The sequence below is a fragment of the Bradyrhizobium genomosp. I (2014) genome (assembly GCF_000261685.1).
Lineage (GTDB): Bacteria > Pseudomonadota > Alphaproteobacteria > Rhizobiales > Xanthobacteraceae > Bradyrhizobium.
The window spans coordinates 1-25174 of record NZ_AJQE01000100.1; the positions used below are offsets into that span (position 1 = coordinate 1).

26 protein-coding genes and 1 pseudogene are annotated in these 25174 nt (G+C 64.6%); 15 read left to right on the forward strand and 12 right to left on the reverse strand.

Annotated features, from left to right (window positions below; genetic code table 11):
• Together IC50_RS09705 and IC50_RS09710 are read left to right on the forward strand one after the other, a co-directional pair.
• Positions 1 to 247: helix-turn-helix domain-containing protein (locus IC50_RS09705; RefSeq protein WP_035703429.1), on the forward strand; the 247-nt coding region annotated here is incomplete at its 5' end.
• A 131-nt stretch (positions 248 to 378) separates the two neighbouring features.
• Positions 379 to 813 carry a VOC family protein gene (locus tag IC50_RS09710; protein WP_035703431.1) on the forward strand — a complete coding sequence of 145 codons (435 nt, stop codon included), beginning with the start codon at positions 379 to 381 and terminating at the stop codon, positions 811 to 813.
• A 91-nt stretch (positions 814 to 904) separates the two neighbouring features.
• Here the strand turns inward: IC50_RS09710 and IC50_RS09715 are convergent, their stop codons facing one another.
• Together IC50_RS09715 and IC50_RS09720 are read right to left on the reverse strand one after the other, a co-directional pair.
• On the reverse strand, positions 905 to 1237 hold the full coding sequence (locus IC50_RS09715) for a PRC-barrel domain-containing protein (RefSeq protein ID WP_035703433.1): 333 nt from the start codon (positions 1235 to 1237) through the stop codon (positions 905 to 907).
• Positions 1238 to 1304: 67 nt separating this feature from the next.
• The gene (locus IC50_RS09720) at positions 1305 to 2093 is read right to left on the reverse strand and encodes an IclR family transcriptional regulator domain-containing protein (protein WP_035703436.1); all 789 of its coding nucleotides are present in this window, start codon (positions 2091 to 2093) and stop codon (positions 1305 to 1307) included.
• Positions 2094 to 2204: 111 nt separating this feature from the next.
• On the opposite strand from IC50_RS09720, the gene IC50_RS09725 reads away from it, so the two are divergent.
• The 3 genes from IC50_RS09725 (at position 2205) to IC50_RS09735 (ending at position 6087) form a co-directional block, all read left to right on the forward strand.
• Positions 2205 to 3563 carry an aromatic ring-hydroxylating dioxygenase subunit alpha gene (locus IC50_RS09725; protein ID WP_035703440.1) on the forward strand — a complete coding sequence of 453 codons (1359 nt, stop codon included), beginning with the start codon at positions 2205 to 2207 and terminating at the stop codon, positions 3561 to 3563.
• Between the two features lie 136 nt (positions 3564 to 3699).
• Positions 3700 to 5136 (forward strand): glutamine synthetase family protein, encoded by a 1437-nt coding sequence (locus tag IC50_RS09730; protein WP_035703442.1) that lies wholly within the window; start codon positions 3700 to 3702, stop codon positions 5134 to 5136.
• Positions 5137 to 5706: 570 nt separating this feature from the next.
• Positions 5707 to 6087 (forward strand): hypothetical protein, encoded by a 381-nt coding sequence (locus IC50_RS09735; RefSeq protein ID WP_333938147.1) that lies wholly within the window; start codon positions 5707 to 5709, stop codon positions 6085 to 6087.
• A 9-nt stretch (positions 6088 to 6096) separates the two neighbouring features.
• Here the strand turns inward: IC50_RS09735 and IC50_RS09740 are convergent, their stop codons facing one another.
• The 7 genes from IC50_RS09740 to IC50_RS09770 form a co-directional block, all read right to left on the reverse strand.
• The gene (locus IC50_RS09740; RefSeq protein ID WP_035703446.1) at positions 6097 to 6810 is read right to left on the reverse strand and encodes an ABC transporter ATP-binding protein; all 714 of its coding nucleotides are present in this window, start codon (positions 6808 to 6810) and stop codon (positions 6097 to 6099) included.
• Positions 6803 to 7570, reverse strand: a complete 768-nt coding sequence (locus IC50_RS09745) for an ABC transporter ATP-binding protein (protein ID WP_035703447.1) — start codon at positions 7568 to 7570, stop codon at positions 6803 to 6805. Before IC50_RS09745 ends, IC50_RS09740 begins: the two co-directional genes overlap by 8 nt.
• Positions 7563 to 8507 carry a branched-chain amino acid ABC transporter permease gene (locus IC50_RS09750; RefSeq protein WP_035703449.1) on the reverse strand — a complete coding sequence of 315 codons (945 nt, stop codon included), beginning with the start codon at positions 8505 to 8507 and terminating at the stop codon, positions 7563 to 7565. Before IC50_RS09750 ends, IC50_RS09745 begins: the two co-directional genes overlap by 8 nt.
• Positions 8504 to 9421 (reverse strand): branched-chain amino acid ABC transporter permease, encoded by a 918-nt coding sequence (locus tag IC50_RS09755; RefSeq protein WP_035703451.1) that lies wholly within the window; start codon positions 9419 to 9421, stop codon positions 8504 to 8506. Before IC50_RS09755 ends, IC50_RS09750 begins: the two co-directional genes overlap by 4 nt.
• A gap of 422 nt (positions 9422 to 9843) precedes the next feature.
• Positions 9844 to 10062, reverse strand: coding sequence for a hypothetical protein (locus tag IC50_RS09760; protein ID WP_035703453.1), 219 nt, complete (start codon positions 10060 to 10062; stop codon positions 9844 to 9846).
• Between the two features lies 1 nt (position 10063).
• Entirely contained in the window at positions 10064 to 10720 is a 657-nt protein-coding gene (locus IC50_RS09765) for an acyl-homoserine-lactone synthase (RefSeq protein ID WP_035703456.1), read from the reverse strand.
• A gap of 82 nt (positions 10721 to 10802) precedes the next feature.
• Positions 10803 to 11531 (reverse strand): helix-turn-helix transcriptional regulator, encoded by a 729-nt coding sequence (locus tag IC50_RS09770; protein WP_035703458.1) that lies wholly within the window; start codon positions 11529 to 11531, stop codon positions 10803 to 10805.
• A 167-nt stretch (positions 11532 to 11698) separates the two neighbouring features.
• Here IC50_RS09770 and IC50_RS42415 point away from each other — a divergent pair, with 167 nt between their 5' ends.
• The 9 genes from IC50_RS42415 to IC50_RS09815 all read left to right on the forward strand — a co-directional run bounded on the left by IC50_RS42415 (position 11699) and on the right by IC50_RS09815 (position 20632).
• A complete protein-coding gene (locus IC50_RS42415) occupies positions 11699 to 11875 on the forward strand; it encodes a hypothetical protein (protein WP_035703460.1) in 177 nt (58 codons plus the stop codon).
• Between the two features lie 309 nt (positions 11876 to 12184).
• Positions 12185 to 13123 carry a LysR family transcriptional regulator gene (locus IC50_RS09780; protein WP_035703462.1) on the forward strand — a complete coding sequence of 313 codons (939 nt, stop codon included), beginning with the start codon at positions 12185 to 12187 and terminating at the stop codon, positions 13121 to 13123.
• 132 nt (positions 13124 to 13255) lie between these two features.
• Positions 13256 to 14134 carry a shikimate dehydrogenase gene (locus IC50_RS09785; protein ID WP_035703464.1) on the forward strand — a complete coding sequence of 293 codons (879 nt, stop codon included), beginning with the start codon at positions 13256 to 13258 and terminating at the stop codon, positions 14132 to 14134.
• 56 nt (positions 14135 to 14190) lie between these two features.
• Positions 14191 to 15321 carry an ABC transporter substrate-binding protein gene (locus IC50_RS09790; protein ID WP_035703466.1) on the forward strand — a complete coding sequence of 377 codons (1131 nt, stop codon included), beginning with the start codon at positions 14191 to 14193 and terminating at the stop codon, positions 15319 to 15321.
• Positions 15322 to 15405: 84 nt separating this feature from the next.
• Positions 15406 to 16281, forward strand: coding sequence for a branched-chain amino acid ABC transporter permease (locus IC50_RS09795; RefSeq protein ID WP_035703468.1), 876 nt, complete (start codon positions 15406 to 15408; stop codon positions 16279 to 16281).
• Complete coding sequence (locus IC50_RS09800) at positions 16278 to 17276, forward strand: branched-chain amino acid ABC transporter permease (protein ID WP_035703470.1); 999 nt, start codon at positions 16278 to 16280, stop codon at positions 17274 to 17276. The genes IC50_RS09795 and IC50_RS09800 overlap by 4 nt, the downstream gene beginning before the upstream one ends.
• Positions 17273 to 18016, forward strand: a complete 744-nt coding sequence (locus IC50_RS09805) for an ABC transporter ATP-binding protein (RefSeq protein WP_035703472.1) — start codon at positions 17273 to 17275, stop codon at positions 18014 to 18016. Before IC50_RS09800 ends, IC50_RS09805 begins: the two co-directional genes overlap by 4 nt.
• 10 nt (positions 18017 to 18026) lie before the next feature.
• Positions 18027 to 18764: an ABC transporter ATP-binding protein gene (locus tag IC50_RS09810; protein ID WP_035703474.1), complete on the forward strand. Its 738-nt coding sequence runs from the start codon at positions 18027 to 18029 to the stop codon at positions 18762 to 18764.
• Positions 18761 to 20632, forward strand: a complete 1872-nt coding sequence (locus IC50_RS09815) for a bifunctional sugar phosphate isomerase/epimerase/4-hydroxyphenylpyruvate dioxygenase family protein (protein ID WP_035703476.1) — start codon at positions 18761 to 18763, stop codon at positions 20630 to 20632. Before IC50_RS09810 ends, IC50_RS09815 begins: the two co-directional genes overlap by 4 nt.
• A 200-nt stretch (positions 20633 to 20832) precedes the next feature.
• Here IC50_RS09815 and IC50_RS09820 read toward each other — a convergent pair whose 3' ends face one another.
• The gene (locus tag IC50_RS09820) at positions 20833 to 22005 is read right to left on the reverse strand and encodes an ABC transporter substrate-binding protein (protein WP_035703477.1); all 1173 of its coding nucleotides are present in this window, start codon (positions 22003 to 22005) and stop codon (positions 20833 to 20835) included.
• Between the two features lie 319 nt (positions 22006 to 22324).
• Between IC50_RS09820 and IC50_RS09825 the strand changes: the two genes are divergently transcribed.
• On the forward strand, positions 22325 to 23587 hold the full coding sequence (locus tag IC50_RS09825; protein ID WP_035703478.1) for an NAD(P)/FAD-dependent oxidoreductase: 1263 nt from the start codon (positions 22325 to 22327) through the stop codon (positions 23585 to 23587).
• A gap of 210 nt (positions 23588 to 23797) precedes the next feature.
• Here IC50_RS09825 and IC50_RS09830 read toward each other — a convergent pair whose 3' ends face one another.
• Both IC50_RS09830 and IC50_RS43035 read right to left on the reverse strand, forming a co-directional pair.
• The gene (locus IC50_RS09830) at positions 23798 to 25009 is read right to left on the reverse strand and encodes an ABC transporter substrate-binding protein (RefSeq protein ID WP_035703479.1); all 1212 of its coding nucleotides are present in this window, start codon (positions 25007 to 25009) and stop codon (positions 23798 to 23800) included.
• Between the two features lie 76 nt (positions 25010 to 25085).
• Positions 25086 to 25174, reverse strand: a pseudogene (locus IC50_RS43035) (2Fe-2S iron-sulfur cluster-binding protein); the annotation flags it as partial.

Below are 25174 nucleotides of genomic sequence, written 5' to 3' on the forward strand. Positions count from 1 at the left end.
TCGCTTCCACAACGAGATCGGCGTTCCGCCAAAGACGCTGGCCCGGATGCTGCGCTTTCATCGGGCCTGTGCGCTGGCCCGGACGAACGGCGCAGGCGGCTGGGCCACAATTGCAGCAGACGCCGGCTATGCGGACCAGGCGCATCTTGCTCGCGATTTCCGGATATTCAGCGGCGAGACGCCGACCGGATGGGCCGCGCGGCTCGATGTCGTCGATCCACGCCTGATGCGGGACGGCGGCGGCTAGCCGCCAGGACGGCGCGAGGCAACGCTCAAGTCCCATTTGTTCAAGCCTGCCGCCATGATCCGAATTAGGGTCGGCGTCGCAACAAGCTTGCAAGGACTTGCGCCGAACTTGCACCGGACTTGGAGAGTTTCATGAACCAGCCGAACGGCTACGAAGCACCGCGCCTCTACCATACCATGCGCTGCAAGGATGCGGAGGCGATGATCGCCTGGCTGAAGAACGTTCTCGGCTTCGCCGAACGCGTGGTGTACCGCAGGGAAGGCACGGTCATTCACGCCGAGCTGGCGTTCGGATCGTCGATTCTCATGCTGGGGGCGCATCGCGACGACGCCTACGCCAAGCAGGTTGGGGACATCAGCGGCCGGCGGACAGATGCCGTGTATCTGGCTGTTGATAATCCCGACGCGCTCTACGATAAGGTGAAAGCCGCTGGTGCGAAGATCGAAATGGAGCCCTACACAACCGATTATGGCAGCCGCGATTTCGCCGCGCGCGATCCGGAGGGCAACCTCTGGAGCTTTGGCACCTATTGGCCCAAAGTGGGCGAAGAGCCGCTCGCCGGATAACCGGACGATCACGTCAGACGCGGCTCGACGGCCGCAGTTCGAGCCCCGCCAGCCCATGCCGAGAATGCGGGCTGCCAGGCCGGCTTACCCGCTAGATCGACCAGTAATGCGGATGCGGGTAGGACCGCGAACGGTCGCCCCAGTCGAACGCATCGCCATCGAACTCGCACGGGCCGCTGCTGAGTTCGTCCAGCGTCAACTCGATCTGGAACGCCTCGCGGCTTGGGTCGTATTTCAGCGCGCTCCACTGGAGAGGGTAGTGATGATGGGTGCCAAGCAGTCCACCGGTCTTGATCACCGCATAGGCAACCATTCCACTCAGCTTGTCGAGCATCAGCCGCTCGATCGTGCCGAGCCTCGTCCCGTCGCGTCCATAGACGGCGACACGCTCCACGCGATCACTGGGAACCATGGTATGGTGCATGGCGTCCTCCCTGTTCTCTCATGCTTGGAACCATTATAGCACCGGCTTTGAGACAACGGGAATGCAGCTACAGGAGTTGCGACCGCAGCGACGTCGCCCCCTCCTGCAGCAGCGGCAGAAAACGATCGATCAATTCCTGTTCCGGGACGCGATCGACATGGGCACCCATGTTGATGGCGGCGACGATCACATTGTCGTAACGGCACACCGGAACCGAGATCGAGCGGAAATGCGGTTCGGCCTCGCGATCGACCAGCGAATAGCCCTGCGTACGGTCGGCTGCGATGCGCGCGAGCAACGCCTTCGGATCAGTCACGGTCTGCGGCGTCAGCGCCTCGCGCGGCATCGTCTCCAGCCGCGCGGCGAGATCGGCATCGTCGAACTGGCCGAGCAGGGCCCGGCCGACGGAGGTGCAGAACGCCGGCAGGCGATAGCCGATCTCCAAGCCACCACCCGAGAAGACTCGCGTCGGACCGCCGCGGGCGATGAACACGACGTCATCGCCATCGAGCACGGCAAGCGAGGAGATCTCCTGTGCGGCGGTCGCGATGCGATCGAGCACGGGTTGGAGCACCGCTACGAGCTGGTTCGAGCGCAGGTAGGACGCTGCCAACGTCAGCACATGCGGCGTCAGCGAGAACAGCTTTCCGTCACCGGAGACGAAGCCGCCGCGCTGGAGCGTGAACAGCATGCGCCGCGCGGTGGCGCGCGGAAGCTCCGCAGCTCGGGCGAGATCGCTCAACGTCATCGGCCCGGCCGTCGTGCCGAAGCACTGAAGCAGGCGCAGACCGCGATCGAGGCTCTCGACAAAGTCCGTCGCACGCTCCTCGCTTTCGTTTCGCCTCAGCTTGGGCATGGGTGTGGGACGATCCTGCAAAATAGTGCTTGCTGCCGCTTCAAGACATGTCATAATTCGCCCATTCGTTCAATAGGCGAACAAACGCCACTCCACAAGGATGCACGCGCCATGATGAGCCAGGAGCAGAACGACCTGATCACCCGCACCGGGCCCAAGGACCCCTGCGGCAAGCTGATGCGGAGCTACTGGCAACCGGCGGCGCTGGTCGACGAGCTGGAGGGCGCGCGGCCGATCCGTCCTGTCAAACTGCTGGGCGAGAACCTGGTGCTGTTTCGCGACGAGAGCGGCCGCTACGGCCTGATCGATCGCCACTGCGCCCATCGCGGCGCCGACCTCGCCTTCGGACGGCTCGAACATGGCGGCCTGCGCTGCGCCTTCCACGGCTGGCTGTTCGACGCCGCCGGCCAGTGCATCGAGACCCCGGCCGAGCCGAAGGATTCAAAGCTCTGTCAGAACATCCGCCAGCGCTCCTATCCCGTCGTGGAAAGGAGCGGCATCCTCTGGGCCTATCTCGGCGAAGGTGAGCCACCGGCCTTCCCGGAGATCGATTGTTTTGTCGCGCCCGGCTCCCACACCTTCGCTTTCAAGGGCCACATGGCCTGTAACTGGCTGCAGGCGCTCGAGGTCGGCATCGATCCCGCGCACGCCTCCTATCTGCATCGCTTCTTCGAGGACGAGGACACCTCCACCGCCTACGGCAAGCAGTTCCGCGGCGCCTCGGCAGGCTCTGATCTGCCGATGACAAAAATCCTGCGCGAATACGACCGGCCGATCATCAATGTCGAGCACACCGAATATGGCCTCAGGCTGATCGCGCTGCGCGAGATCGACGAGGAGCGCACCCATGTGCGCGTCACCAACCAGCTGTTCCCGCACGGCTTCGTCATTCCCATGAGCACGGAGATGACGATCACGCAGTGGCACGTGCCGGTCGACGACGAGAACTGTTATTGGTACGCGATCTTCACCAGCTACACGAACCCGGTCGACAAGCAGAGGATGCGCGACCAGCGGCTCGAGCTCTATGAACTGCCCGACTACAAGTCGCGCAAGAACAGCAGCAACGATTACGGTTTCGATCCGCACGAACAGCAGACCGCGACCTATACCGGCATGGGCAACGACATCAACGTCCACGATCAATGGGCGGTGGAATCGATGGGCCCGATCCAGGATCGCACCAGGGAGCATCTCGGACAATCCGACAAAGCGATCGTGCAATACCGCCGCCTGCTGCGGCAGGAGATCGAGAAGGTCTCCGGCGGCGCGAAGCCGATGCTGTTCCTGGACGAGGCCAACGCACGCAGCATCCAGGGCCCGGCGACAATGGACGGCATCGGGCCGACCCGGGGCTGGGAGACCTACTGGATGGAAGTCGACGTCAAGCGCCGCCGCGGCGCGCCGTGGACGGCACCGGTGCCGAAGGAAATTGAAGGCAAGGTGCATCGGCTGACGGCGGCGGAGTGATTTTTGGGGCATCGTCATTCCGGGGCGATGCGATAGCATCGAGCCCGGAATCTCGAGGTTCCCCGGTGCGCAATTGCGCACCTGTGGTCTGGTCCTTTGGACCATCCCGGAACGACAGCTATCGGGGAGTAGTCGAGTGACTTTCGTCGCGCGTCATGCGCTGTGGTCGGATGAGCAGAAGGACGCGGCGGCGCGCATGCGCCGCCTCGTCGAGGAGAAGAATCTCGAAGTCATCCGCCTCGCCTTCCCCGACCAGCACGGCATCCTGCGCGGCAAGACCATCATCGCCTCCGAGGCGATCGCCTCGCTGGAGAGCGGCTGCTCCATCACCACCACCATGCTCGCCAAGGACACCTCGCACCGCACGGTGTTTCCGGTGTTCACCGCGGGTGGCGGCTTCGGCATGAAGGAGATGGAGGGCGCGGCCGACGTGCTGATGGTCGCAGATCCCGCAACGTTTCGCGTCTTGCCGTGGGCGCCGGCGACGGGCTGGGTGCTGTGCGACCTCTATTTCAACGACGGCCGCCCGGTGCCGTTCGCAACGCGCTCGCTCTATCGCAAGGTGCTCGACGAGCTCGCGGGCCGCGGCCACGATTTCGTCGCCGGCCTCGAGGTCGAATTCCACATCTTCAGGCTCGACGATCCGCATATGCGCGCGGAGGATGCCGGCCAGCCCGGCACGCCGCCGTCGGTGAGCCTGCTCAGCCACGGCTATCAATATCTCACCGAGCAGCGCTTCGATCAGATGGAGCCGGTGCTGGAGATTCTCCGCCGCGACATCGTCGCGCTCGGACTGCCCTTGCGCTCGGTCGAGGTCGAGTTCGGTCCGAGCCAGTGCGAATTCACCTTTGCGCCGCGAAAGGGGCTCGAGCCCGCCGACAACATGGTGCTGTTTCGCTCCGCGGTGAAGCAGATCGCGCGCCGCCACGGCTATCACGCCACCTTCATGTGCCGGCCGAAACTGCCGAACGTGTTCGCCAGCGGCTGGCATCTGCATCAGTCGATCGTCTCGCGCGCGAGCGGCGACAACCTGTTCATGACGAAGGACGGCGGTGAGCCGCTCAGCACCTTCGGCAAGGCCTATCTCGCCGGCCTGCTCGATCACGCCCGCGCATCGACCGTGTTCAGCACCCCGACCATCAACGGCTACAAGCGCTACCGCTCCTATTCGCTGGCGCCGGACCGCGCGATCTGGGGCCGCGACAATCGCGGCGTGATGATCCGTGTGCTTGGTGGCGCCAATGATGCCGCCACGCGCCTGGAGAACCGCATCGGCGAGCCCGCCGCCAATCCCTATCTCTACATGGCCTCGCAGATTCTCTCAGGCCTCGACGGCATCGACCGCAAGCTCGATCCCGGTGCCTCGGCGGACACGCCCTACGAGACCAAGGCGCCGCCATTGCCGAAATCATTGCGCGATGCGGTCGCCGCGCTGAAGGACGACCCGTTCTTCCGCGAGAAGCTCGGGGCCGAATTCGTCGACTACTACACCCACATCAAGAACGCCGAGATCGACCGCTTCCTGTCCGAGGTGACCGATTGGGAGCATCGCGAGTATTTCGAGGTGTTTTGAGCAGGTCCGGCCCACTCCGGCACCGATGACTTACTTCAGCCGTATCGTGTCGACGCGACGGCACGGAACGCAATTATAGGCGTGCTCCGGGGGCAAGGTGACTATTCCCGGCAGTGTCGCCAGGAACTTCATGGGCCGCCTGCATTTCGAGCAGATGAGGATCGGCGGATCGTCTTCGCGATCGGGACTCATTCGATAACCAAGTCTGAGGACGCCGCACGATACCGCTGCGCCGCACGCGCTTCATCTCGGGAGAACTACCGGCCTCTATCGGAATCCGAGCCGGCGATGCACGGCTTCACGCTCCCGTGAGGCGACTTCTTCCGGAATGTTCCGACGACATCGCGCCATCCCGGGACGAAGCCATTTTCCTCGTGCCGCGAAAAACGCCGGAAAGGCACGCGGTCTACAACCACGGTCAATGATCAACAGCGGAGTTCGGTCATGTGGGGTCAATTTTTCAGCCTGATCTATCGCCTGTCCTGCCGGACCACCCTGATCGAGATCGGTGTCCATCGCCTCGCGCGCTAGCCGCTATGGCACGCGAATTGGGTAAGATGGATTGACCAGATGACGGGGATTGTCATGCGCAAGCTGATCCTGATCGCCGCGATGTCGCTGCTCGCGACGCAAGTCCATGCCGGAGGATCGCGGAGCTTGAGCCTTGCGGCCAGCAGTGCCAGCCAGCAGGCCGAGCAGCCCGCCACAACGGCGCCGGCATCGCAGCCGACCAATGTGCAGACGGCGACGACCGCGCCAACGTCAACAGCGACGAGCGTGCCAGCGACCTCGACGGCGCCGGCCACGGCAGCTCCGGTCGCCACAACGACCGCCCGGTCCGCCGCTTCGCCGGGGGCGGCCACGACCGAAGCCGCCAAGCCGAAGCGCCGGCAGCCATCCACCGAGGCACGGGTGATCCGCGAGCTGCATCGGCATGGAATTTATTGGTGAGAGCGGGGCTCAAATTCCCAAATACCGATGCTGCAGATCGGGCCCGGCCATCAGTTCGTCGGAGGTGCCGCTCCACACCGTCTTGCCGCGCTCGATGATGTAGTGGCGGTCGCAGATGCGGGCGAGATGGTCGACGTTCTTGTCGACGACCAGGATCGACTGTCCCCGGCTCTTGAGCAGCGACAGGCAGTTCCAGATCTCTTCGCGGATCAGCGGCGCGAGGCCCTCGGTCGCTTCATCCAGGATCAGGAGCTTCGGGTTGGTCATCAACGCGCGCCCGATGGCGAGCATCTGCTGCTCGCCGCCGGAGAGCTGGTTGCCCATATTGGACGCGCGCTCGGCGAGCCGCGGAAACAGCACGTAGATTGCCGCGAGCGTCCAGGGATTGCTGCTGCCGAAGCGGTCGGCGGCGGCCGCAACCAGGTTTTCGCGCACGGTGAGGTTCGGGAAGATCTGGCGGCCCTCGGGGACGAGACCGACGCCGAGCTTTGCAATCCGGTAGGACGGAAGCTGTCGCGCCTCGGCGCCGGCGAAGCGGATGCTGCCTGCGCGTGCCGGCGTCAGACCCATGATGGAGCGGATGGTGGTGGTCTTGCCCATGCCGTTGCGGCCCATCAGCGAGACCATCTCGCCCGGCTTGATCGACAGCGACAGGCCGAACAGCACCTGGGACAGGCCGTAGCAGGTCTCGATGCCGTCGACGTCGAGCAGCGTGTCAGCCATGATGCGTCACCACATGCTGATCGCCGAGATAGGCCCGCTTGACGTCCTCGTTCTGCCGGATCGCGGCCGGATCGCCGGAGGCGATGACGCGGCCATAGACCAGCACAGAGATGCGGTCGGCGAGCGCGAACACCGCCGGCATGTCGTGCTCGACCAGCACGATCGACACTTCCTTGCGCAGCTCCTGGAGCAGCTTCACCATGCGCTGGGATTCGGTGACGCCGAGGCCGGCCATCGGCTCGTCCAGCAGCAGCAATTTCGGCCTGCTCGCGAGCGCAACCGCCAGCTCGAGCTCGCGACGCTCGCCATGGCTGAGCCTGTTCACCACGACGTCGGCGCGATGACCGAGGCCGACGCGGTCGAGCGCGGCGTGGGCGGCATCGCGCAGGCCTCTCTCCTTGCGCGCATTGGCGAAGAAGCGGAACGACGTGCCGGCATGGGCCTGCGCCGCCAGCGCGACGTTGTCGGCGGCGGTGAAGTCGAGCAGCAGCGAGGTGATCTGGAACGAACGGGCGAGCCCGAGCGCACAGCGGCGATAGGCCGGCAGATAGGTGATGTCGCGGCCACCGAGCAAGACGCTGCCAGAATGCGGGGAAAGATGCCCGGTGAGCTGGCTGATCAGCGTCGTCTTGCCGGCGCCGTTCGGGCCGATGATGGCGTGCAGCTCGCCGGCCGCGACGTCGAGCGAGACGTTATCGGTCGCAATGATGCCGCCGAAGCGGCGCACCAGCTTTTCGACACGGAGCAGGGGTTCAGCCACGGCCAGCCCTCCCGAGCATGCCCATGATGCCGCCGCGGCCGAACAGCACGATCAGCAGCAACAGCGGGCCCATGATCAGCGCCCAGTATTCGGTGATCTGCGACAGGAACTCTTCGAGCAGCAGGAACACCACGGCGCCCATGACCGGGCCGATCAGCGTGCCCATGCCCCCGAGGATCACCATCACCATGAGGTCGCCGGAACGCGTCCAGTACATCACGGCCGGGCTGACGAAATCGGTGTTGTTGGCGAGCAGCGCGCCGGCAAGGCCGCACATGGTGCCCGATATGACGAAGCAGACCAGCTGGTAGCGCTTGGCAGGGAAGCCGATCGCCTGCATGCGCTGCTCGTTGGAACGCAGGCCCTGCACGACGAGGCCGAAGCGCGAATTGACGATGCGCCAGATCAGGAAGATGCCCCCGAACAGGCAGGCGAGGCAGAGATAGAAGAACTCCACGCGATTGCCGAGATCGATCAGGCCGGAGAAGTCGCTGCGCTTGTAGATGGTCAGGCCGTCATCGCCGCCGTAACGCGCCAGCCCGGAGGCGACGTAATAGGCCATCTGGGCGAAGGCGAGCGTGATCATGATGAAATAAACGCCGCGGGTGCGAAGCGAGAGCGCACCGATCACGAGCGCGAAAATCGCGGAGGCCGCCAGCGCGACCGGGAACTGGATGAAGCCGGAACCTACGCCCTCCTGCGCGAGCATGCCGACGGCGTAGCCGCCGATGCCGAGATAGGCGGCATGGCCGAAGCTCATCATGCCGCCGAAACCCATGATGAGGTTGAGGCTCGCGGCCGCCAGCGCCAGGATGATGATGCGGGTGAACAGCGTCAGGATGAAGATGTCGCCTGACAGCTGCGAATAGAGCGGCAGCAGCACGAGGCCCGCCAGCAAAAGGACCGTGACGGCCTTGCTCACCGTGAAAGCCTTCATCGACGATTGGCCGGAAACAGCCCCTCCGGCCGCACCACCAGCACGATCGCCATCAGGAGGTAGATCAGCATGGACGACAGTGCCGGCGCGGCGGTGGAGGCGGCGGCGCCGCTCAGCACCTGCCGCAGCAGGTTCGGCAGGAAGGCGCGGCCGAGCGTGTCGATCATGCCGACGAAGATCGCGGCGAGGAATGCGCCGCGGATCGAGCCGATGCCGCCGATCACGATGATGACGAAGGCGAGGATCAGGATGTTCTCGCCCATGCCGATCTGCACGGTGAGGATCGGCGCCTGCATCAGGCCGGCAAGGCCTGCGAGCGCCGCCCCCAGGCCGAACACCAGCGTGTAGAGCAGCTTGATGTTGATGCCGAGCGCACCGATCATCTCGCGGTTGGAGGCACCGGCCCGGATCAGCATGCCGATGCGGGTGCGCATCACGCCGAGATAGAGCAGGAGCGCGACCAGCAGCGCCACGACGATGATGGCGAGGCGATAGGCGGGATAGTGGATGCCGGGCAGGATCGGCACCGGCACGGTGAGCCAGGCCGGCAGCGGCAGCGCAAGCCCGGCCGGCCCCCAGATCAGCCGCACGGCTTCGTTGAAGAACAGGATCAGGCCGAAGGTCGCGAGCACATGGTCGAGATGGTCGCGGCCATAGAGGTGCCGCAACGCCGTCACCTCGAGCACGACGCCGAGCACGAGTGTGGCCCCTAGCGCCATCAGCGCGCCGAGCAGGAAGCTGCCGGTCCAGGCCGCGAAGGTCGCGGCGAAATAGGCGCCCATCATGTAGAGCGAGCCGTGCGCAAGGTTGACGAGATCCATGATCCCGAACACGAGCGTCAGTCCGGCCGCGAGCAGAAACAGCAGCAGACCGAACTGCAATCCATTCAGGAACTGTTCGACGACGAGCAGCATCAAGACTCTTTCAGGCGCACGCAGTGTCGCGCCGATGTTCGAACACGGTCGCCATCAGTGAAAGAGCTCCCCCTGCCTCTTCAAGGCGGAAAAATGGGTAATGGCAGTATCGTTCCGAGGCAAGAGCGATTCGACACCAAACATGCACTTTGTTGCATGCCGATGCATGCGATCGACATCGCCCCCTGCAAGAAAGCTGCCGTGCAGGGTGGGGCAACCTGCCGCACCCGAGCGATCACCCTCTCGCCGGCGGGCCGAAGAGAGGGTGCGAAACTCGTCGGAATGCAGGGAAGTCTAAAGTGCGATGCGATGAGGATGAATCGTCATCGCGCTTTGGATGGTCGCTCAAGCATGATCCCCGCGCAAACGCGTTCCGCGTTTGTCGCGAGGGACAATTGCTGCGCACTTTTCCGGATCATGCTTCAGTGCGACGTCATCTGCCGGGGATAGTCGTCCGGATCGGCGAGCATGCTGTTGGCCGTCGAGGCTTCCAGCGCTGCCATCCGAAACAGATAGGCGAGCGTCGCCAATCCGGAATCGTCCGCCATCTGCGCCAGCTCGAGCGCCATGTCGGACATGTAGCCGAGATTCTCGTCCTTCGTTTGCGCCATGATCTGGCTGTCCCGCATCATGTTCGACATCTCAGGCGCTCTTTCGTTGCGCGGCGAGGCCGCAGAGGTTGGCGCGGGCGACCGCATCCAGACGCGGGCCGTCCTGGCGCACGACCGTAGCCAGGCCGATACGATCACGCAGGGCATCGAGCGTCTGCCGACGGATGTCGATGGTCGCCGCCATGGTCCATGCGTTCTCCACCAGGGCGGGCAGGCCCAGCGGTGTCACGACGAAGCCGGCTTCGTGGAAGCGCGGCAACCACCAGGTTTCCATGATCGCGCTGACCTGCGCGATACCCTGATTGAGACAGAACTCCTGCACCGCCGCCATGAGTTGCAGGTTAAGCGCGCCGTCGCGGCGGTCACGCACGATGAAGTAGCGCGACCATTCCCAGACCAGCGGATCGGCGGGGCATCCGCGCACCGACGCCAGATGCGGAAAGACCTCGCTCATCATCGAAGGCTTGGTCGTCGGGTAGAGCCGGTGACCACCGACGACGCGGCGCCCTTCCAGCGCCAGCAGATACACGGTGTCCTCGTCGTCATAGGAATCGATCTCGCGGCTATCCGGCCTGCGTAGCGGTTCCCAGTGACGCTCCTCGACGAAGATGTCGTGACGCAACCGGAAATGCTGCTCGATCACGTCTTCATAAAGGTGACGATTTACCGCGGAAATTGCGTGAATCATGAAAACCCCCATTCATCCTCAATGGAGGCAGACTCTGCGAAAAGGCGCAGATTCGGTATTGGGAAATTTCCCAGTACGGCGCTCAGGGATTGATGATCTTGTTCCGAATCGCCAGCGCCACCGCATGCGTACGGTTGACGGCGCCGAGCTTGCGCGCGGCGGTTGCAAGATGCTCTTCGGCGGTGCGCTGCGTGATGTGCAGGATCTCGCCGATCTCCCAGGCCGACTTCCCCTGCGAGGCCCAGGCGATCACCTCGCGCTCGCGCGGGGTGAGGCGCGTCGACGGATGCGGCACCGGCTCGAGCAGACGTCGGATGTGGTCGAAGCCATACATCGCCATCAGGTGCAGCGCCGGCTTGCTGCGGGGATTGAGGTCGAGATGGACGCCGCCGAGCGACACCGCGGCCTCATAGCCGGTCAGCCCGTGGATCGGCACGATGAAGCCGCGCGACATCCGAAACTCGCTGGCACGATTCATCACTTCGGCTGCGTTCGGCTCGAGTTCGGCATCATAGGGTGCTTCCGACCACTCGAACGGATTGACCGATTGCCGGCACAAGCGCACCACTGGGTCGACGCGATCGTAATTGTTCTCGGTGTAGAGGCTGAACCACCCCGCCGGCCAGCGCTTGGCGAGCACCATCTGGGCAAACCGCTGGTCGGGATTGGGCAATCCCGTCACGATGATGGTTTCGAAGCCGAAGCGACCGAAGGCCGCTTCGAGCGCATTCATGGCTTCCGGTACCTTGCGGTAGGCCTGCAGGCCTTCGATGAAGTCGAGCGCCTCCCGGCCATAGTCTACGGCGGACATCGGTACGTTTCCTGACCCTCGCCCCTCCCGTATAGCACGTAATTGCGAACTGCCTCAATTCGCTGCGGCCGTAGTTTCCCGGTGCTCATCCGCTCGGAAGGTTCAGGCTACTTGTGGCAGAATTGGCATCGCGATACACCTGAGACGTCCGAAGCGGGAAAGCCACGATGGAAGACGAGGACATGGCCCTCAACAGCGTGCTCGGCCTGGAATTGAATCGCGTGTTTTTCGCCATCCGCGAAACGGCAAACAAGCAGAAGATCATCGAGTTTGCGCGCGAGGTGCTGCAAAGCGAACGTGCGGAACTGGCCGAGAGCGTATTGCCCGAGGGTCCGGCGAGCTAGAACGCAGTTGCGACAGACGGCGCCGATGCAACAGATCGCGCGACGACGCGGCCCTGCCGTTTGAACGCGCAGATCCAATCGAAACACTCTGACCAGGAAGTTCTTCGCCTTCTCCTGCTGGAGCAGATTGAAGCGCCCGGCCGCGCCCTCGTGCCCCGGACGCGGCGCAGCGTCTCTTCGACGATGCGCCGCAGAGTCCACGAGAGCGAGCGGCCTCCTCCCGCCACATCAACGCTCACTTGCCGCTGGATGACATCACGGCTCTCGTGAGATGATCACCGCCACGATCGTCTTTCGGATGCTCAGGCCATGATGACGCTGCGCCAGGTTGAAGTGATCCGTGCCGTGATGGTGACGGGCACCATCGGCGGTGCTGCGAAGCTGCTCAACGTGTCGGCGCCCGGGATCAGCCGCCTCGTCAAATACACCGAGCGCTCGCTCGGCATCCGCTTCTTTCAGCGCCAGAACGGCCGCTACTTCCCGACGCCGGAAGCCGAGAACATCTTCGAGCAGATCAACGGGGTCTACAAGAAGGTCGACGATCTCTCCGAGATCATCTCCAAGATCGGCCGCGGCGGCCTGTCGGAACTGCGCATCGGCTCCGTGCCCAGCATCTCGCAGGTGATGGTGCCGCGCGCGATCGAGCGGGTCCGCCGCCGCTATCCCGATCTCGGCATCGACATCAACATCCTCAAGCTCGAGGAGGCCATCGACTACCTGATGCTCGGCCGCGGCGAGTGCGTGGCGATGAGCTACCGGCTGGAGCATTCCGGGCTCGACTTCATGCCGCTCGCCTCGGGCGAGCTCTATTGCATCGTGCCGCCGGGCCACGAACTCGCCGGCCGCAAGCAGGTCTCGGCCGCCGAGATCACCCGTTATCCCCTGATCGGCATCGATCCCAACGATCCCTACGGGCGGATCATGGCCGGGATCTTTGCCCGCAACCGGCTCGACTTCAACATCACCATCCGCGCGCGCTTCGGCACCACGGTCTGCGCGCTGGTGAAGGCGGGGCTCGGCATCGCCGTCATCGACCAGTTCACGGTCGCCCATGGCGGCTATCCCGGGATCGAGCTGTTGAAGATCACCGAGCCGACGCGGTTCGACACCTACATCGCAGTCAAGCGCGGTACGCCGCTGTCGCTGCACGCCGAGTATTTCATCGAGTCCCTGCGCACCGAGATGCGCGCGGTCGAGCCGTCCCGCGGCAACAGCAGGGCCGCTCCAGCACGGGTCCGGAAGAAATAACATGATGTTAGGTTTGCCGATTAAATGGGTAATTGTGTTAGGCGAGGGAAAGGCTATCGTCACAGCAGGAACTACGCGGATTTCCCCGCTAGCAGCCGAGACCGGACGTTCCCAACGAGACGATGACGAACCATGTCGAAGCGCGGATGCGACGCCAGCAGGAAGCTTCTCACCGGCCTGATCGGCGCGCCGATCGCGCATTCCGCCTCCCCCGCCATGCATGAGCGCGCCGCCGAGGCGCTCGGCCTGCGCGGCCATTACCAGCTCATCGAGGTCGCCGGCGCCGACGCGGCCGGGCTCCGCATGATGCTCGAAGGCGTGCGGCGGCTCGGCTTTGCCGGCGTCAACGTCACCTATCCCTACAAGGAGGCTGTGGTCCCGCTGCTCGACGCGCTGGCGCCGGGTGCAGCCGGCATGGGCGCGGTCAACACCGTCGTCGTCAGGGACGGCCGGCTGATCGGTCATAACACCGATACCACCGGTTTTGCGCGGGCGGTAGCGCCAATGCTGGCGCCGTCCGGCAACGCCGTCGCCGTGATTGGCGCTGGTGGCGTCGGCAAGGCCATCGCATTTGCGCTGGCGAGCCTGAACGTGGCCGACATCCGCGTTTTCGACAGCGAGCCGGCGCGCGCCGAAAAGCTGGTCGCTCTGCTCGCCCCGCGCGGCGGCGCCCGCGCTGCCGCCAGCGTCGAAGACGCGATCGATGGCGCCACCGGTCTCGTCAACGGCACGCCGGTCGGCATGCTGACGAGCCGGGACACGCCGGTACCGGCGGCGCTGCTCAGGGCGGACCTGTGGGCCGCCGACGCCGTCTATTCGCCGCTGATCACGCCGCTGCTTGCCGCGGCGCGAGAGAAAGGCGCCCGAATCATGACCGGCCGCGAACTCGCGATCTACCAGGCTGCCGACGCCTTCGAGTTGTTCACCGGCCTTGCCCCATCGACCGAGATCATGGGAGAGGCTTTTGATGCCGTGATGGCTGCGCGCCGCGCGGCCCATCAGGCAGCTTGAGACGGAGCGGCCGGACACAAGGCCGCCTGCAAAATCTGAAACGGGAGGAGAGGACGATGAAATCAACGCTATTGGTGGGCGCACTGCTCACCGCCATGACCGCAACGAGCGCCCTTGCGCAGGCGATCAAGCTCGCCGACGTCGCCGAGCTGTCGGGCGGCGGCGCCACGGTCGGGACCAACTGGAAGAACGGCATCGACCTCGCGATCGAGGAGATCAACGCCAAGGGCGGCGTGCTCGGGCGCAAGCTTGAGGTCACCCACGCCGACTCGCAGTCCAACCCCGGCGTTGCCCGCGCGCAGGTGCAGAAAGCGCTGGACGCCGAGCCCTACGTGCTGCTCGGACCCGGCTATTCCGGCTCGGTGAAGGTGACGGCGCCGCTCGCCGCCGAAGCCGGCATCGCGCAGATCATGGGCGGCGAGGCCGCCGAGCTGACGCAGGCCGGCAACAAGTTCCTGTTCCGCACCTCGTTCGGCCAGCAATCCTCGATGCCGAAGGTGGCAAAGTACATCCACGACGAGATGAAGGCGAAGACGGTCGCGGTGGTCTGGGTCAACAACGATTTCGGCCGCGGCGGGCGCGACGTCATAGTCAAGGAGCTCGACGGGCTCGGCTCCAAGGTGGTGGCCGACCTCTCGACCGAAGCGGGCCAGGCCGATTTCGCCGCCGACGTCGGCAAGATCAAGGCTGCGAACCCCGACGCCGTCTTCGTCTACCTGAACGAAGAAGAGAGCGCGCGCATCCTGAAGGAGCTGAAGCGCCAGGGCGTCACCGCGCCGCTGATGGGCGAGACCACGCTGATCGGCCAGAAGGTGATCGAGCTCGCCGGCGATGCCGCCAACGGCGCGCGCGGGCATGTCGGCCTCACCACCGACGCGCCGGTCGATCTCATCAAGGCGTTCCGCGAGAAGTTCTCCAAGAAGTACAATTACGTGCCCGACCATAACGGCCTCAAGGGCTATCTCGCCGTCTACATGGTGAAAGCCACCACCGAGAAGATGGGCAAGGTCGATCCGAAAAAATTCGCCGACACGCTGCACGGGCTCACCATCAAGGCCGCGGACGAGCCGGGCATTTTGATGGACGTCACCTTCAGCGACACCGGCGACATCGACCGCCAGAGCTTCCTGGTCGAGGTGGTCGAAGGCAGGCAGGTGGTGAAGCAGGTGCTGCCGAAGGTGAAGTGAGGCGCTCTTCGGCTCTCCCCGCACTTGTCTCGCCGAAGCTATCGCGAAGGCGGATGCGGGGAGAGGGAGAAGATAGAGGGGAACATGTCCAACCTATTCGATCTTGTGGTCGCGGGACTTGCCACGGGCGCCATCTACGCGCTGGTCGCCGTCGGATTCACGCTGCTGTGGCAGACCTCGCAGACCATCAATTTCGCGCAAGGCGAGTTCGTGATGCTGCCGGCCTTCCTGATGCTGGCGGCGATGCATGTCGGCGCGCCGTTCTGGCTCGCGATCATCCTCGGCATACTCTTGTCGATGATCCTGCTCGGCCTTGCCTTCAAGCTGCTGCTGGTCGACCCGATGATGCGCCACGGCGTGCTGCCGCTGGCGATCGCGACGATGGCGCTCGCGATCGGCATCAAGGAAGCCGTCAAGCAGTTCTTCAGCGCCGAAGCCTCGCCCTTCCCATCGATCGTGCCAACCGGTGATGTCTCCATCCTCGGCCACGCCGTCTCGCTGCAAAGCATCGGCGTGCTCATCGTCGCCATCCTCGCCGTGGTCGGCCTGACCACGCTGCTCAACCGCACCTCGCTCGGCCACCAGATGCAGGCCGCGGCGCAGAACCCGACAGTGGCGCGCATCATCGGCGTGCCGGTGGAGCGCATGATCCTGCTGACCTTCCTGATCAACGCCTTCCTGGTGGCGCTGGCTTCGCTGCTGATCACGCCGATCTACCTGGCAAAATTCTCCTCCGGCGAGGTGCTGGGCCAGGCCGCCTTCATCGCCGCGATCGTCGGCGGCTTCAACCAGGTGCGCGGCGCGATCGCCGGCGGCCTGTTGATCGGCGTGCTCGACAATCTCGCGGCTTCCTATATTTCGACCCAGTATCGCGCCGCCGTGCCGATGATCTTTCTGATCATCGTCATCCTGTTCCGGCCGCAGGGCTTGCTCGGCCGCGCCGAGGAGCGCACCGTATGAGCGGCTTCGCCAAACCCCTGAAGATCGCGCTCGGCCTTGCCGTCGTCGCCGCGCTGATCATCGTCCCCATGAACTTCAATCGCTACGGCCTGTTCATTCTCAGCCAGTGGGCGGTAATGAGCATCGCTGCGATGGGCCTCAACCTCACGCTCGGCTATGCCGGCCAGGTCTCGCTGGCGCAAGGAGCATTCGTCGGCATCGGCGCCTATGCGGCGGCGATCATGACCACCCATGGATGGCCGCTGCCGGCGGCGGTCATGGTCGCAATCGTGTTGAGCTTCGCCGTCGGCTGGGTGCTCGGCTATCCCGCGCTGCGCGTGCAGCACCATTACCTTGCCTTCGTCACGCTCGCCTTCTCCACCCTCGCCTTCCTGGTGTTCCGCAACGAGAGCTGGCTCACCGGCGGCATCTACGGCATCTCCAACATCCCGCGACCGCACATCTTCGGTCTCGCGACCAACAAGCCGCTGCCGTTCTACTATGTCTGCCTCGGCTCGCTCGCGATCGTCTCGGTCGCAGTGTGGTGGCTGATCCGCTCGCCCTGGGGCCGCGCGTTCATGGCGCTGCGCGAGAACCCGCTGCGCGCGCAATCGCTCGGCGTCGACACGCGCCGCTATACGCTGATGGCGTTCGCGATCGGCTCGGCGCTCGGCGGCGTCGCCGGCGCGCTCTATGCGCCGCTGACGCAATATATCGACCCTGTTCCCTTCAACCTGTCGCTCTCGCTCGACCTGCTGATGATGGTGATCGTCGGCGGTGCCGGCTTCTATTTCGGCCCGTTCCTCGGCGCCATGATCGCGGTGCTGCTGCCGGAATGGCTGCGCTTCACCGAAGGCTACTATCTGATGCTGTACGCGGTCGCGGTGATGCTGCTGCTGATCTGGTCGCCGACCGGCATTCTGGGAATCCTCGATCGCACCATGGCGGCGCGGCGCACGAAGGCGGCTTCCGCGCTGCGCGCCGTCGCGAAGTCCCGGCTGGAGACGGTGCAATGACCGCTGTCCTCGAAGTCACCAATATCAAGAAGAATTTTGGCGGCATCAGCGCCGTCGATGGCGTCAGCTTCGACGTGCGCGAGGGCGAGATCCTCGGCCTGATCGGCCCGAACGGCTGCGGCAAGTCGACCCTGTTCAACTGCATCCTCGGCCAGCTCACACCATCAGGCGGCGAAGTGAAGCTCGACGGGCAGGTCGTCACCGGCCTGCGCCCCTCCGAGCTCAACAAGCTCGGAGTCAGCCGCACCTTCCAGCTCTTGCAGGTGTTCCCGAAGCTCTCGGTGCGCGAGAACCTGATCCTCGCCGGACAGGAGCACCAGGGCAGCATGGCCTCCCGCCTTGTCGGCCGCTCCGATGCCGGGCTGACCGGGGCCGCCAACCGGATGATCGGCTTCTTCAAGCTCGATCATCTCGCCGACGAGCCTGCCGGTGGTCTCTCCTACGGCCAGCAGAAGCTGCTCGACGCCGCCATGGCCTTCATGGGCGGGCCACGCCTGGTGCTGCTCGACGAGCCCGCCGGCGGCGTCAACCCGTCGATGCTGGCGGACCTCAAGGACCGGCTGGTTGCCATCAACCGCGAGAAGAACGCGACCTTCGTCGTGATCGAGCACAACATGGAATTCGTGATGTCGCTGTGCTCGCGCGTGATGGTGATGGCGGAAGGCAAGGTGCTGGCGATGGGACGGCCCGACGAGGTCCGGAAAAACCCCGCCGTGATCGAAGCCTATCTCGGACATTAGGAGAGGCGTGATGACCGACCCGATCCTCTCGGTTCACAATCTCGTCGGCGGCTACGGCAAGATGACGATCCTGAACGGCACCACCTTCGCCGTGCCGCAGGCGACCATCACCACCATCATCGGTCCCAACGGCGCCGGCAAGTCCACGGTGTTCAAGGCAATCTTCGGCCTGTTGAAACTGCGCGAAGGCAGGATCAGCTTCGCCGGCCGCGACGTTACCAATTTGAGCCAGCGCGCGCTGCTCAATGCCGGTATCTGCTACGTGCCGCAGGGCCGCAACATCTTCCCCGAGCTGTCGGTGCGCCACAATATCGAGCTGGGCGGCGTCGCTGCCGAGAAGGGCCTCGACCTGCCCAGGCGGATCGAGGCCGCGCTCGACCTATTCCCGACGTTGCGCCGTAAGTCGGCGCAGCAGGCCTCCACGCTGTCGGGCGGCGAGCAGAAGCAGCTCGAGATCGCGCGCTCGCTGCTGCTCGAACCGAAGCTCGTGCTGATCGACGAGCCCTCGATCGGCCTGTCGCCGCTGATGGTGCAGCAGACCTTCGACATCCTGAGATCCCTGCGCGACCACGGCGTGACCATCCTGATGATCGAGCAGAACGCGCGCTCGGCGCTGGAGATTTCCGACATCGGCATCGTGCTCGAGCTCGGCCAGACCCGCATGGTCGATGACGCGAAACGCATCCTGAATGACCCGCGCATCGGCCAGCTCTTCCTCGGCGGCGTCATGGAGGAGAGTACGGCATGAACAAGCGCTCGATCGCCACCGTTTCCCTCTCCGGCGCCCTCGACGAGAAACTTCGCGCCATTGCGGCCGCCGGCTTCGACGCGGTCGAGATCTTCGAGAACGATCTGCTGTCGTTCGGCGCAGGCCCACGCGACGTCGCAAAGCTCTGCCGCGATCTCGATCTCGAGATCTGCGCGTTCCAGCCCTTCCGCGATTTCGAGGGCATGCCGGAACCGCAGCGTTCGCGCAATTTTGCACGCGCGATGCGCAAGTTCGATCTGATGCAGGAACTCGGCACCGATCTGTTGCTGGTCTGCTCCAACGTGTCGCCTGCCGCGCTCGGCGGTATCGACCGGGCCGCCGACGATTTTCGCGAGCTTGGCGAACGCGCGGCCGCGCGAGGCCTGCGCGTCGGCTACGAAGCGCTGGCCTGGGGCCGCCATGTCAACGATTATCGCGACGCCTGGGAGATCGTGCGCCGCGCCGACCATCTCGCGATCGGCGTCATCCTCGACAGCTTTCATGCGCTGGCGCCCGGTTTTCCAACCCGCGCGATGGCCTCGATCCCCGGCGACAAGATCTTTCTGGTGCAGCTCGCCGACGCGCCGAAGCTCGAGCTCGACATTCTGTCGTGGAGCCGGCACTTCCGCTCTTTCCCGGGCCAGGGCGACCTGCCGGTCGGCGAGTTCATGGCGGCGATCGCGGCAACCGGCTATGCCGGGCCGCTGTCGCTGGAGATCTTCAACGACCAGTTCCGCGCCGGCTCGGCCGCGCAGACCGCGATCGACGGCCTGCGCTCGCTGATCCTGCTGGAGGACCAGCTCGCACCGGACTGGCCGAAATTCGCCGGCGAGCCGCTGGCGCCGAAAGCCGGGAGTCGCGGCACCGGCTTCATCGAGTTTGCCGTCAACGAGAACAAGGCCGCCGAGCTCGCCCGGCTGTTTTCGCAGCTCGGCTTCCGCAGGACCGGCCAGCACCGCAGCAAGGCGGTGGAGCGCTGGTCGCAGGGCAGGGTCGAGCTCGTCATCAACAGCGAGACCGACGGCTTCGCGCATTCGCACTACGTCACGCACGGCCCTGGCGTCTGCGCGATTGCGCTCGACGTCGACAATGCGGGCCTTGCCATGCAGCGCGCCGAGACGCTGAAGGCGCGCACCTTCTATCAACCGGTCGGGCCGGGCGAGCTGGAAATTCCCGCGATCCACGGCGTCGGCGGCAGCCTGCTCTATTTCCTGGATCAGGCCGGCAAGAACTGGGATACGGATTTCGAGCCGGTTGCAAGCAATGCGGACGAGGACGTCCTGCTCGCGGTCGACCACATCGCACAGTCGATGCCCTATGACGAGATGCTGTCCTGGCTGCTGTTCTACACCGGCATTCTCGATCTGAAGCGGCTGCCGCAGATGGAGATTGCCGACCCCAGAGGACTCGTGCAGAGCCAGGCCATCATCAACGGCGACCAGAGCCTGCGTTTCGTGCTCAATGGCTCCTCGGCCAACCGCACGCTGCCGGCGCGTTTCATCTCTGAGTTCTTCGGTTCGGGCGTGCAACATGTCGCCTTCGCGTGCCGGGATATCTTTGCGACCGTTGTCGCGATGCGCGCCCGCGGCGCGGACTTCCTGGATATCCCAGAGAACTACTACGACGATATCGAAGCCAAGTACGACCTCGCCCCCGAGCTGATGGCGCAGCTGCGCGCCAACCACATCCTCTACGACCGCGAGGGCGACGGCGAGTTCTTCCAGGTCTACACCCACATTTTCGACGAGCGATTCTTCTTCGAGATCGTCGAGCGCAGGAATTATCAGGGTTTTGGCGCGGCCAACGCCGGCATCAGGCTCGCGGCCCAAGCCCGCGAAGTGCGCCCCGCGAGCATGCCGCGGGTGTAAGTTCTATACTCCCCGTCATTGCGAGGGGCGAAGCGACGAAGCAATCCAGAATCCATCCGCGGAAGGATTCTGGATTGCTTCGCTGCGCTCGCGATGACGGAGGGGAGGCTATCGAGGACTTCAACTCACTCCGTCCTCGCGGGGACTCCCCCTCACCCCAAGCCCTCTCCCCGAAAACGGGGAGAGGGAGAAGGGAAGCCTCACTTCATCTTGCACTTGTCGTGGAAGCGGTCCTGGTCGTTCTCGACGATGGTGGCGACGGTCTTCAGCGCGAGCTGGCCTTCGGAATCCTTGACCACGTCCTGCAGGTAGAAGTTCTGGATCGGGATGTGGTTGTTGCCGTACTTGAACGGGCCGCGCACCGATTTGAAGTTCACCTTCTCCATCTCGGCCTTCATCTCGTCCTTCTTCGAGGTGTCGCCCTTCACGGCGACGACGGCGCTGTTGATCAGGTTCGCGGCGTCATAGGACTGCGCGCCGTAGAAGGTCGGGCGCAGGCCGGTATACTTCTTGCGGTAGTCGGCGACGAAGCGCTTGTTCTGCTCGTTGGGGAGGTCGTTGACCCATTGCTGCGCGCCGGGCACCCCGAGCGCGTTCTCCTTCTGGAGCGGCAGCGACAGCTCATCGATGGTGAAGGCGGTGTAGAGCGGCATCGTGCTCTTCAGCCCGGCCTGCGCATATTGATTGAGGAATTGCACGCCCGCAGCACCGGGGTAGAACACGAAGATCGACGCGGCGCCGGAGGCGCGCGCCTTGGAGAGCTCGGCGGAGAAGTCGAGCTGGCTCGGCCACACCGTGTATTCCTCACCCACGACCTGACCCTTGAAGGTGCTCTTGACGCCGGCCAGCATGTCCTTGCCGGCGGCGTAGTTCGGACCAATCAGGAACACCGACTTGACGCCCTTCTGGTTCATATACGTGCCGACCGCCTGCGGGGTCTGGTCGTTCTGCCAGGAGGTCGAAAACACGTAAGGCGAGCACAGCTCGCCCGCGAGCTGCGACGGGCCGGCGTTGGCCGAGATCAGGAAGGTCTTCGAATCCACCGCGGTCTTGAGCGAGGCCAGCAGGACGTTCGACCAGATATAGCCGACGATGAAATCGACCTTGTCGGACTGCACCAGCTTCTCGGTCTTCTGCTTGCCGACGTCGGGCTTCTGGCCGTCGTCCTCGTAGATCACCTCGACCGGCTTGCCGCCCATCTTGCGGCCGAGATGATCGAGCGCGAGCTCGAAGGAATTTCGCATGTCGTTGCCGATCACGGCGGTCGGGCCGCTGAAGGTCGAGACGAAACCGATCTTGATGGTGTCGCCGGCGAATGCCTGATTTGCCAGCACCAGCGCCGCTGCGCCTGCCAGCCAAAATGCCGTCCTCATAACCACTCCCTCCTCATTATCGGTCCCGGAAACGGGGTGATCGCCGCTCCAAGCCTGTCACTATTGAACGCAAAATCTGTCGAGCCGCCAATGGCTCAGCGTCCGCTCCTGCACCATATTTCGTCTCAATCGGCGATGGCAAGAAATATAGTTCTACTTACTTCGACCGAGGCCAGCCCAGGGCGGATCCGGGGGCTGCGGCGCTTTTTCGCGGGTCTCGATACATCGGGCCTATGCGTCAATTGATGACGGCTATTGGACCGCGGCGCCCAATCCGCACTTAAATGAAGGCGAGAGGCAGCGAGATTCGAGGTGCATCATGGCCGCAACTCCCCATCGCGTCGTCATCGTCGGCGCCGGCTTCGGCGGGCTGGAGGCGACCTACCGGCTTGCGGGCGCGCCGGTCGAGATCACGCTGATCGACCGCCGCAATCATCATCTCTTCCAGCCGCTGCTCTACCAGGTCGCGACCGCTTCGCTCGCCACCAGCGAGATCGCCTGGCCAATTCGCCATCTCATGCGCGACCGACGCGAGGTGACGACGCTGTTTGCCACAGTGAGCGGGGTCGACACCGCGCGTCGCTGCGTGCTGATCGACGACGGCAGCGAGGTGCCCTACGACACGCTGGTGCTCGCCACCGGTGCGCGGCACGCCTACTTCGGTCACGACGAATGGGAGCAGTTCGCGCCCGGCCTGAAGACGTTGGAGGATGCGACCACGCTGCGCCGGCACATCCTGGTGGCGTTCGAACGCGCCGAGCGCGAGACCGATCCGGAGAGGCGCGCGGCTCGGCTGACCTTCGTCATCGTCGGGGCCGGCCCGACCGGCGTCGAGCTCGCCGGCACCATCGCCGAGATGGCGCATCACACCCTGCCCGGCGATTTCCGCAACATCGACACGCACAAGGCGCGCGTCGTGCTGATCGAGGCGGGTCCGCGCGTGCTCGCGGGATTTCCCGACGAGCTCTCGGCCTATGCACAAGCCTCGCTGGAAAAGATCGGCGTCGAGGTTGTGCTCGGCCAAGCCGTCACCGAGATCAATCGCGAGGGCGTCGTGTTCGGCGGCAAGCTGCTTGAGGCAAAGACGCGGATCTGGGCCGCCGGCGTCCGCGCCTCGCCCGCGGCCGAATGGCTGGGCGCACCGAGCGATCGCGCCGGTCGCGTGCAGGTCGAGGCCGACCTCACCATTCCCGGTCATCCCGAGATTTTTGCGATCGGCGACACCGTGAGCATCAACGCCTGGGACGGCAAGCCGGTGCCGGGCATCGCCCCGGCGGCCAAGCAGCAGGGCCGCCATGTCGCCGATACCATAAGAGCCCGCCTGCGCGGCGCCGCGACGGGCCCGTTCCGCTACAAGCATGCCGGCAGCCTCGCCCAGATCGGCAAGCGGCTTGCCGTGATCGACTTCGGCCGCATCAGGCTGCGCGGCGCCATCGCGTGGTGGATCTGGGGCATCGCCCACATCTACTTCCTGATCGGCCTGCGCCACCGCCTCAGCGTCGCGCTGAGCTGGCTCTGGATCTACGCGCGAGATCAGCGCGCGGCGCGGCTGATCACGCAAGGGTCGAGCAAGGTGGTGTAGGGGACGCTGACGCGGCGCCACCCTCTTACCGTCCCCTGGAGGGGGAGGGTCGGCTCACATGGAGCGCAGCGAAATGTGGGGCGGGGTGGGGTGACGGTCTCTCCACCTCCAACAGTGCCCGAGTGGAGAGATCACCCCACCCCGCTCGCGCTACGCGCGATCGACCCTCCCCCTCCAGGGGAGGGTGAAGGAAACCGCGCTCGCAGCTTCCTACTTCACCAACTCGCAGCCGCCCTGCGCCAGCGGGCGGAACGCCTGGTCGGCCGGGATCGTCGAGACCAGCTTGTAGTAGTCGTACGGATATTTCGATTCCTCCGGCTTCTTCACCTCGAACAGGTACATGGGATGCACGACGCGGCCGTCCTGGCGGATCATGGTGTCGCCGAACAGTTTGTCCTTGCCCTTGAACTTCTTCATCTCGGGCACGGCGTCCTTGGCGTTGTCGCTGCCGGTGGCTGCGACCGCGTTGAGATAAGCGAGCGTGGAGGCATAGACGCCGGCCTGGTTGCCGCTCGGCATCTTGCCGTTCATGCCGGGACGCGCGGCAAAGCGTTTCGCAAATGCGCGAGTGTCGTCGTTCATGTCCCAGTAGAAGGCCTCCATGAGCTGAAGGCCCTGGGCGACCTTGATGCCCATGCCGTGGACGTCGTTGATGAAGAGCAGGAAGGCGACGAGCTTCTGCCCGCTCTGCTGGATGCCGAACTCGGCGGCCTGCTTCACCGCGTTGATGGTGTCGCCGCCGGCATTGGCAAGCCCGATCACCTGCGCTTTCGAGCTCTGCGCCTGCAACAGGAACGACGCGAAATCGGAGGTGCCGAGGGGGTGCTTGGACGAGCCAAGCACCTTTCCGCCATGCCCCTCGATATATTTCTGCGCCTCCGCCTCGATCCCCTTGCCGAGCGCATAATCGACCGTAAGGAAGTACCAGTCCTTGCCGCCACGCGACATCATCGCGGCCGCAGTGGTGTTGCCGGTCGCCCAGGCGTCGTTGACCCATTGGATGGTGTTTGGCGAGCAGGCCTTGCCGGTGAGATCCGAGCTCGCGGTCGAGGACGCCAGGAAGGTCATGCGGCTGTCGCGCAAAAGCGTGTTGATGGAGAGACCGACGGCCGAGTTCGGCACGTCGACGATGGCATCGACGCCCTCGACGTCGAGCCATTTGCGCGCGATGGCGCTGCCGACATCCGCCTTGTTCTGGTGATCGGCATAGACGATCTCGACCTTGATGTTCTTGCCGCCGCCGTTGAAGTCTTCCGCCGCCATGCGCGCGGCCTCGACCGAGCCCATGCCATTGGTGTCCTGAAAGATGCCCGAGATGTCGTTGAGCACGCCTATGCGGACGACATTGTCCGATATCTCGGCGCTTGCCGCGCCGGTTACCAGGCTCGCGGCCAGCACCAGCATCCGCTTCAGATGTTTCATCATTTCCCTCCCCTGTTTGGTCGATTGCCGCGTCGGTCCTTGCCGGCGCGTTTGAAGAATCAGACCCTTTGAAGAATCAGACCTGCCGCGCGGGCAGTCTCAGCACGAGCCCATCGAGTGCGGGCGTAGTCTTGATCTGGCAGGACAGCCGGCTGTTCGGCAGCC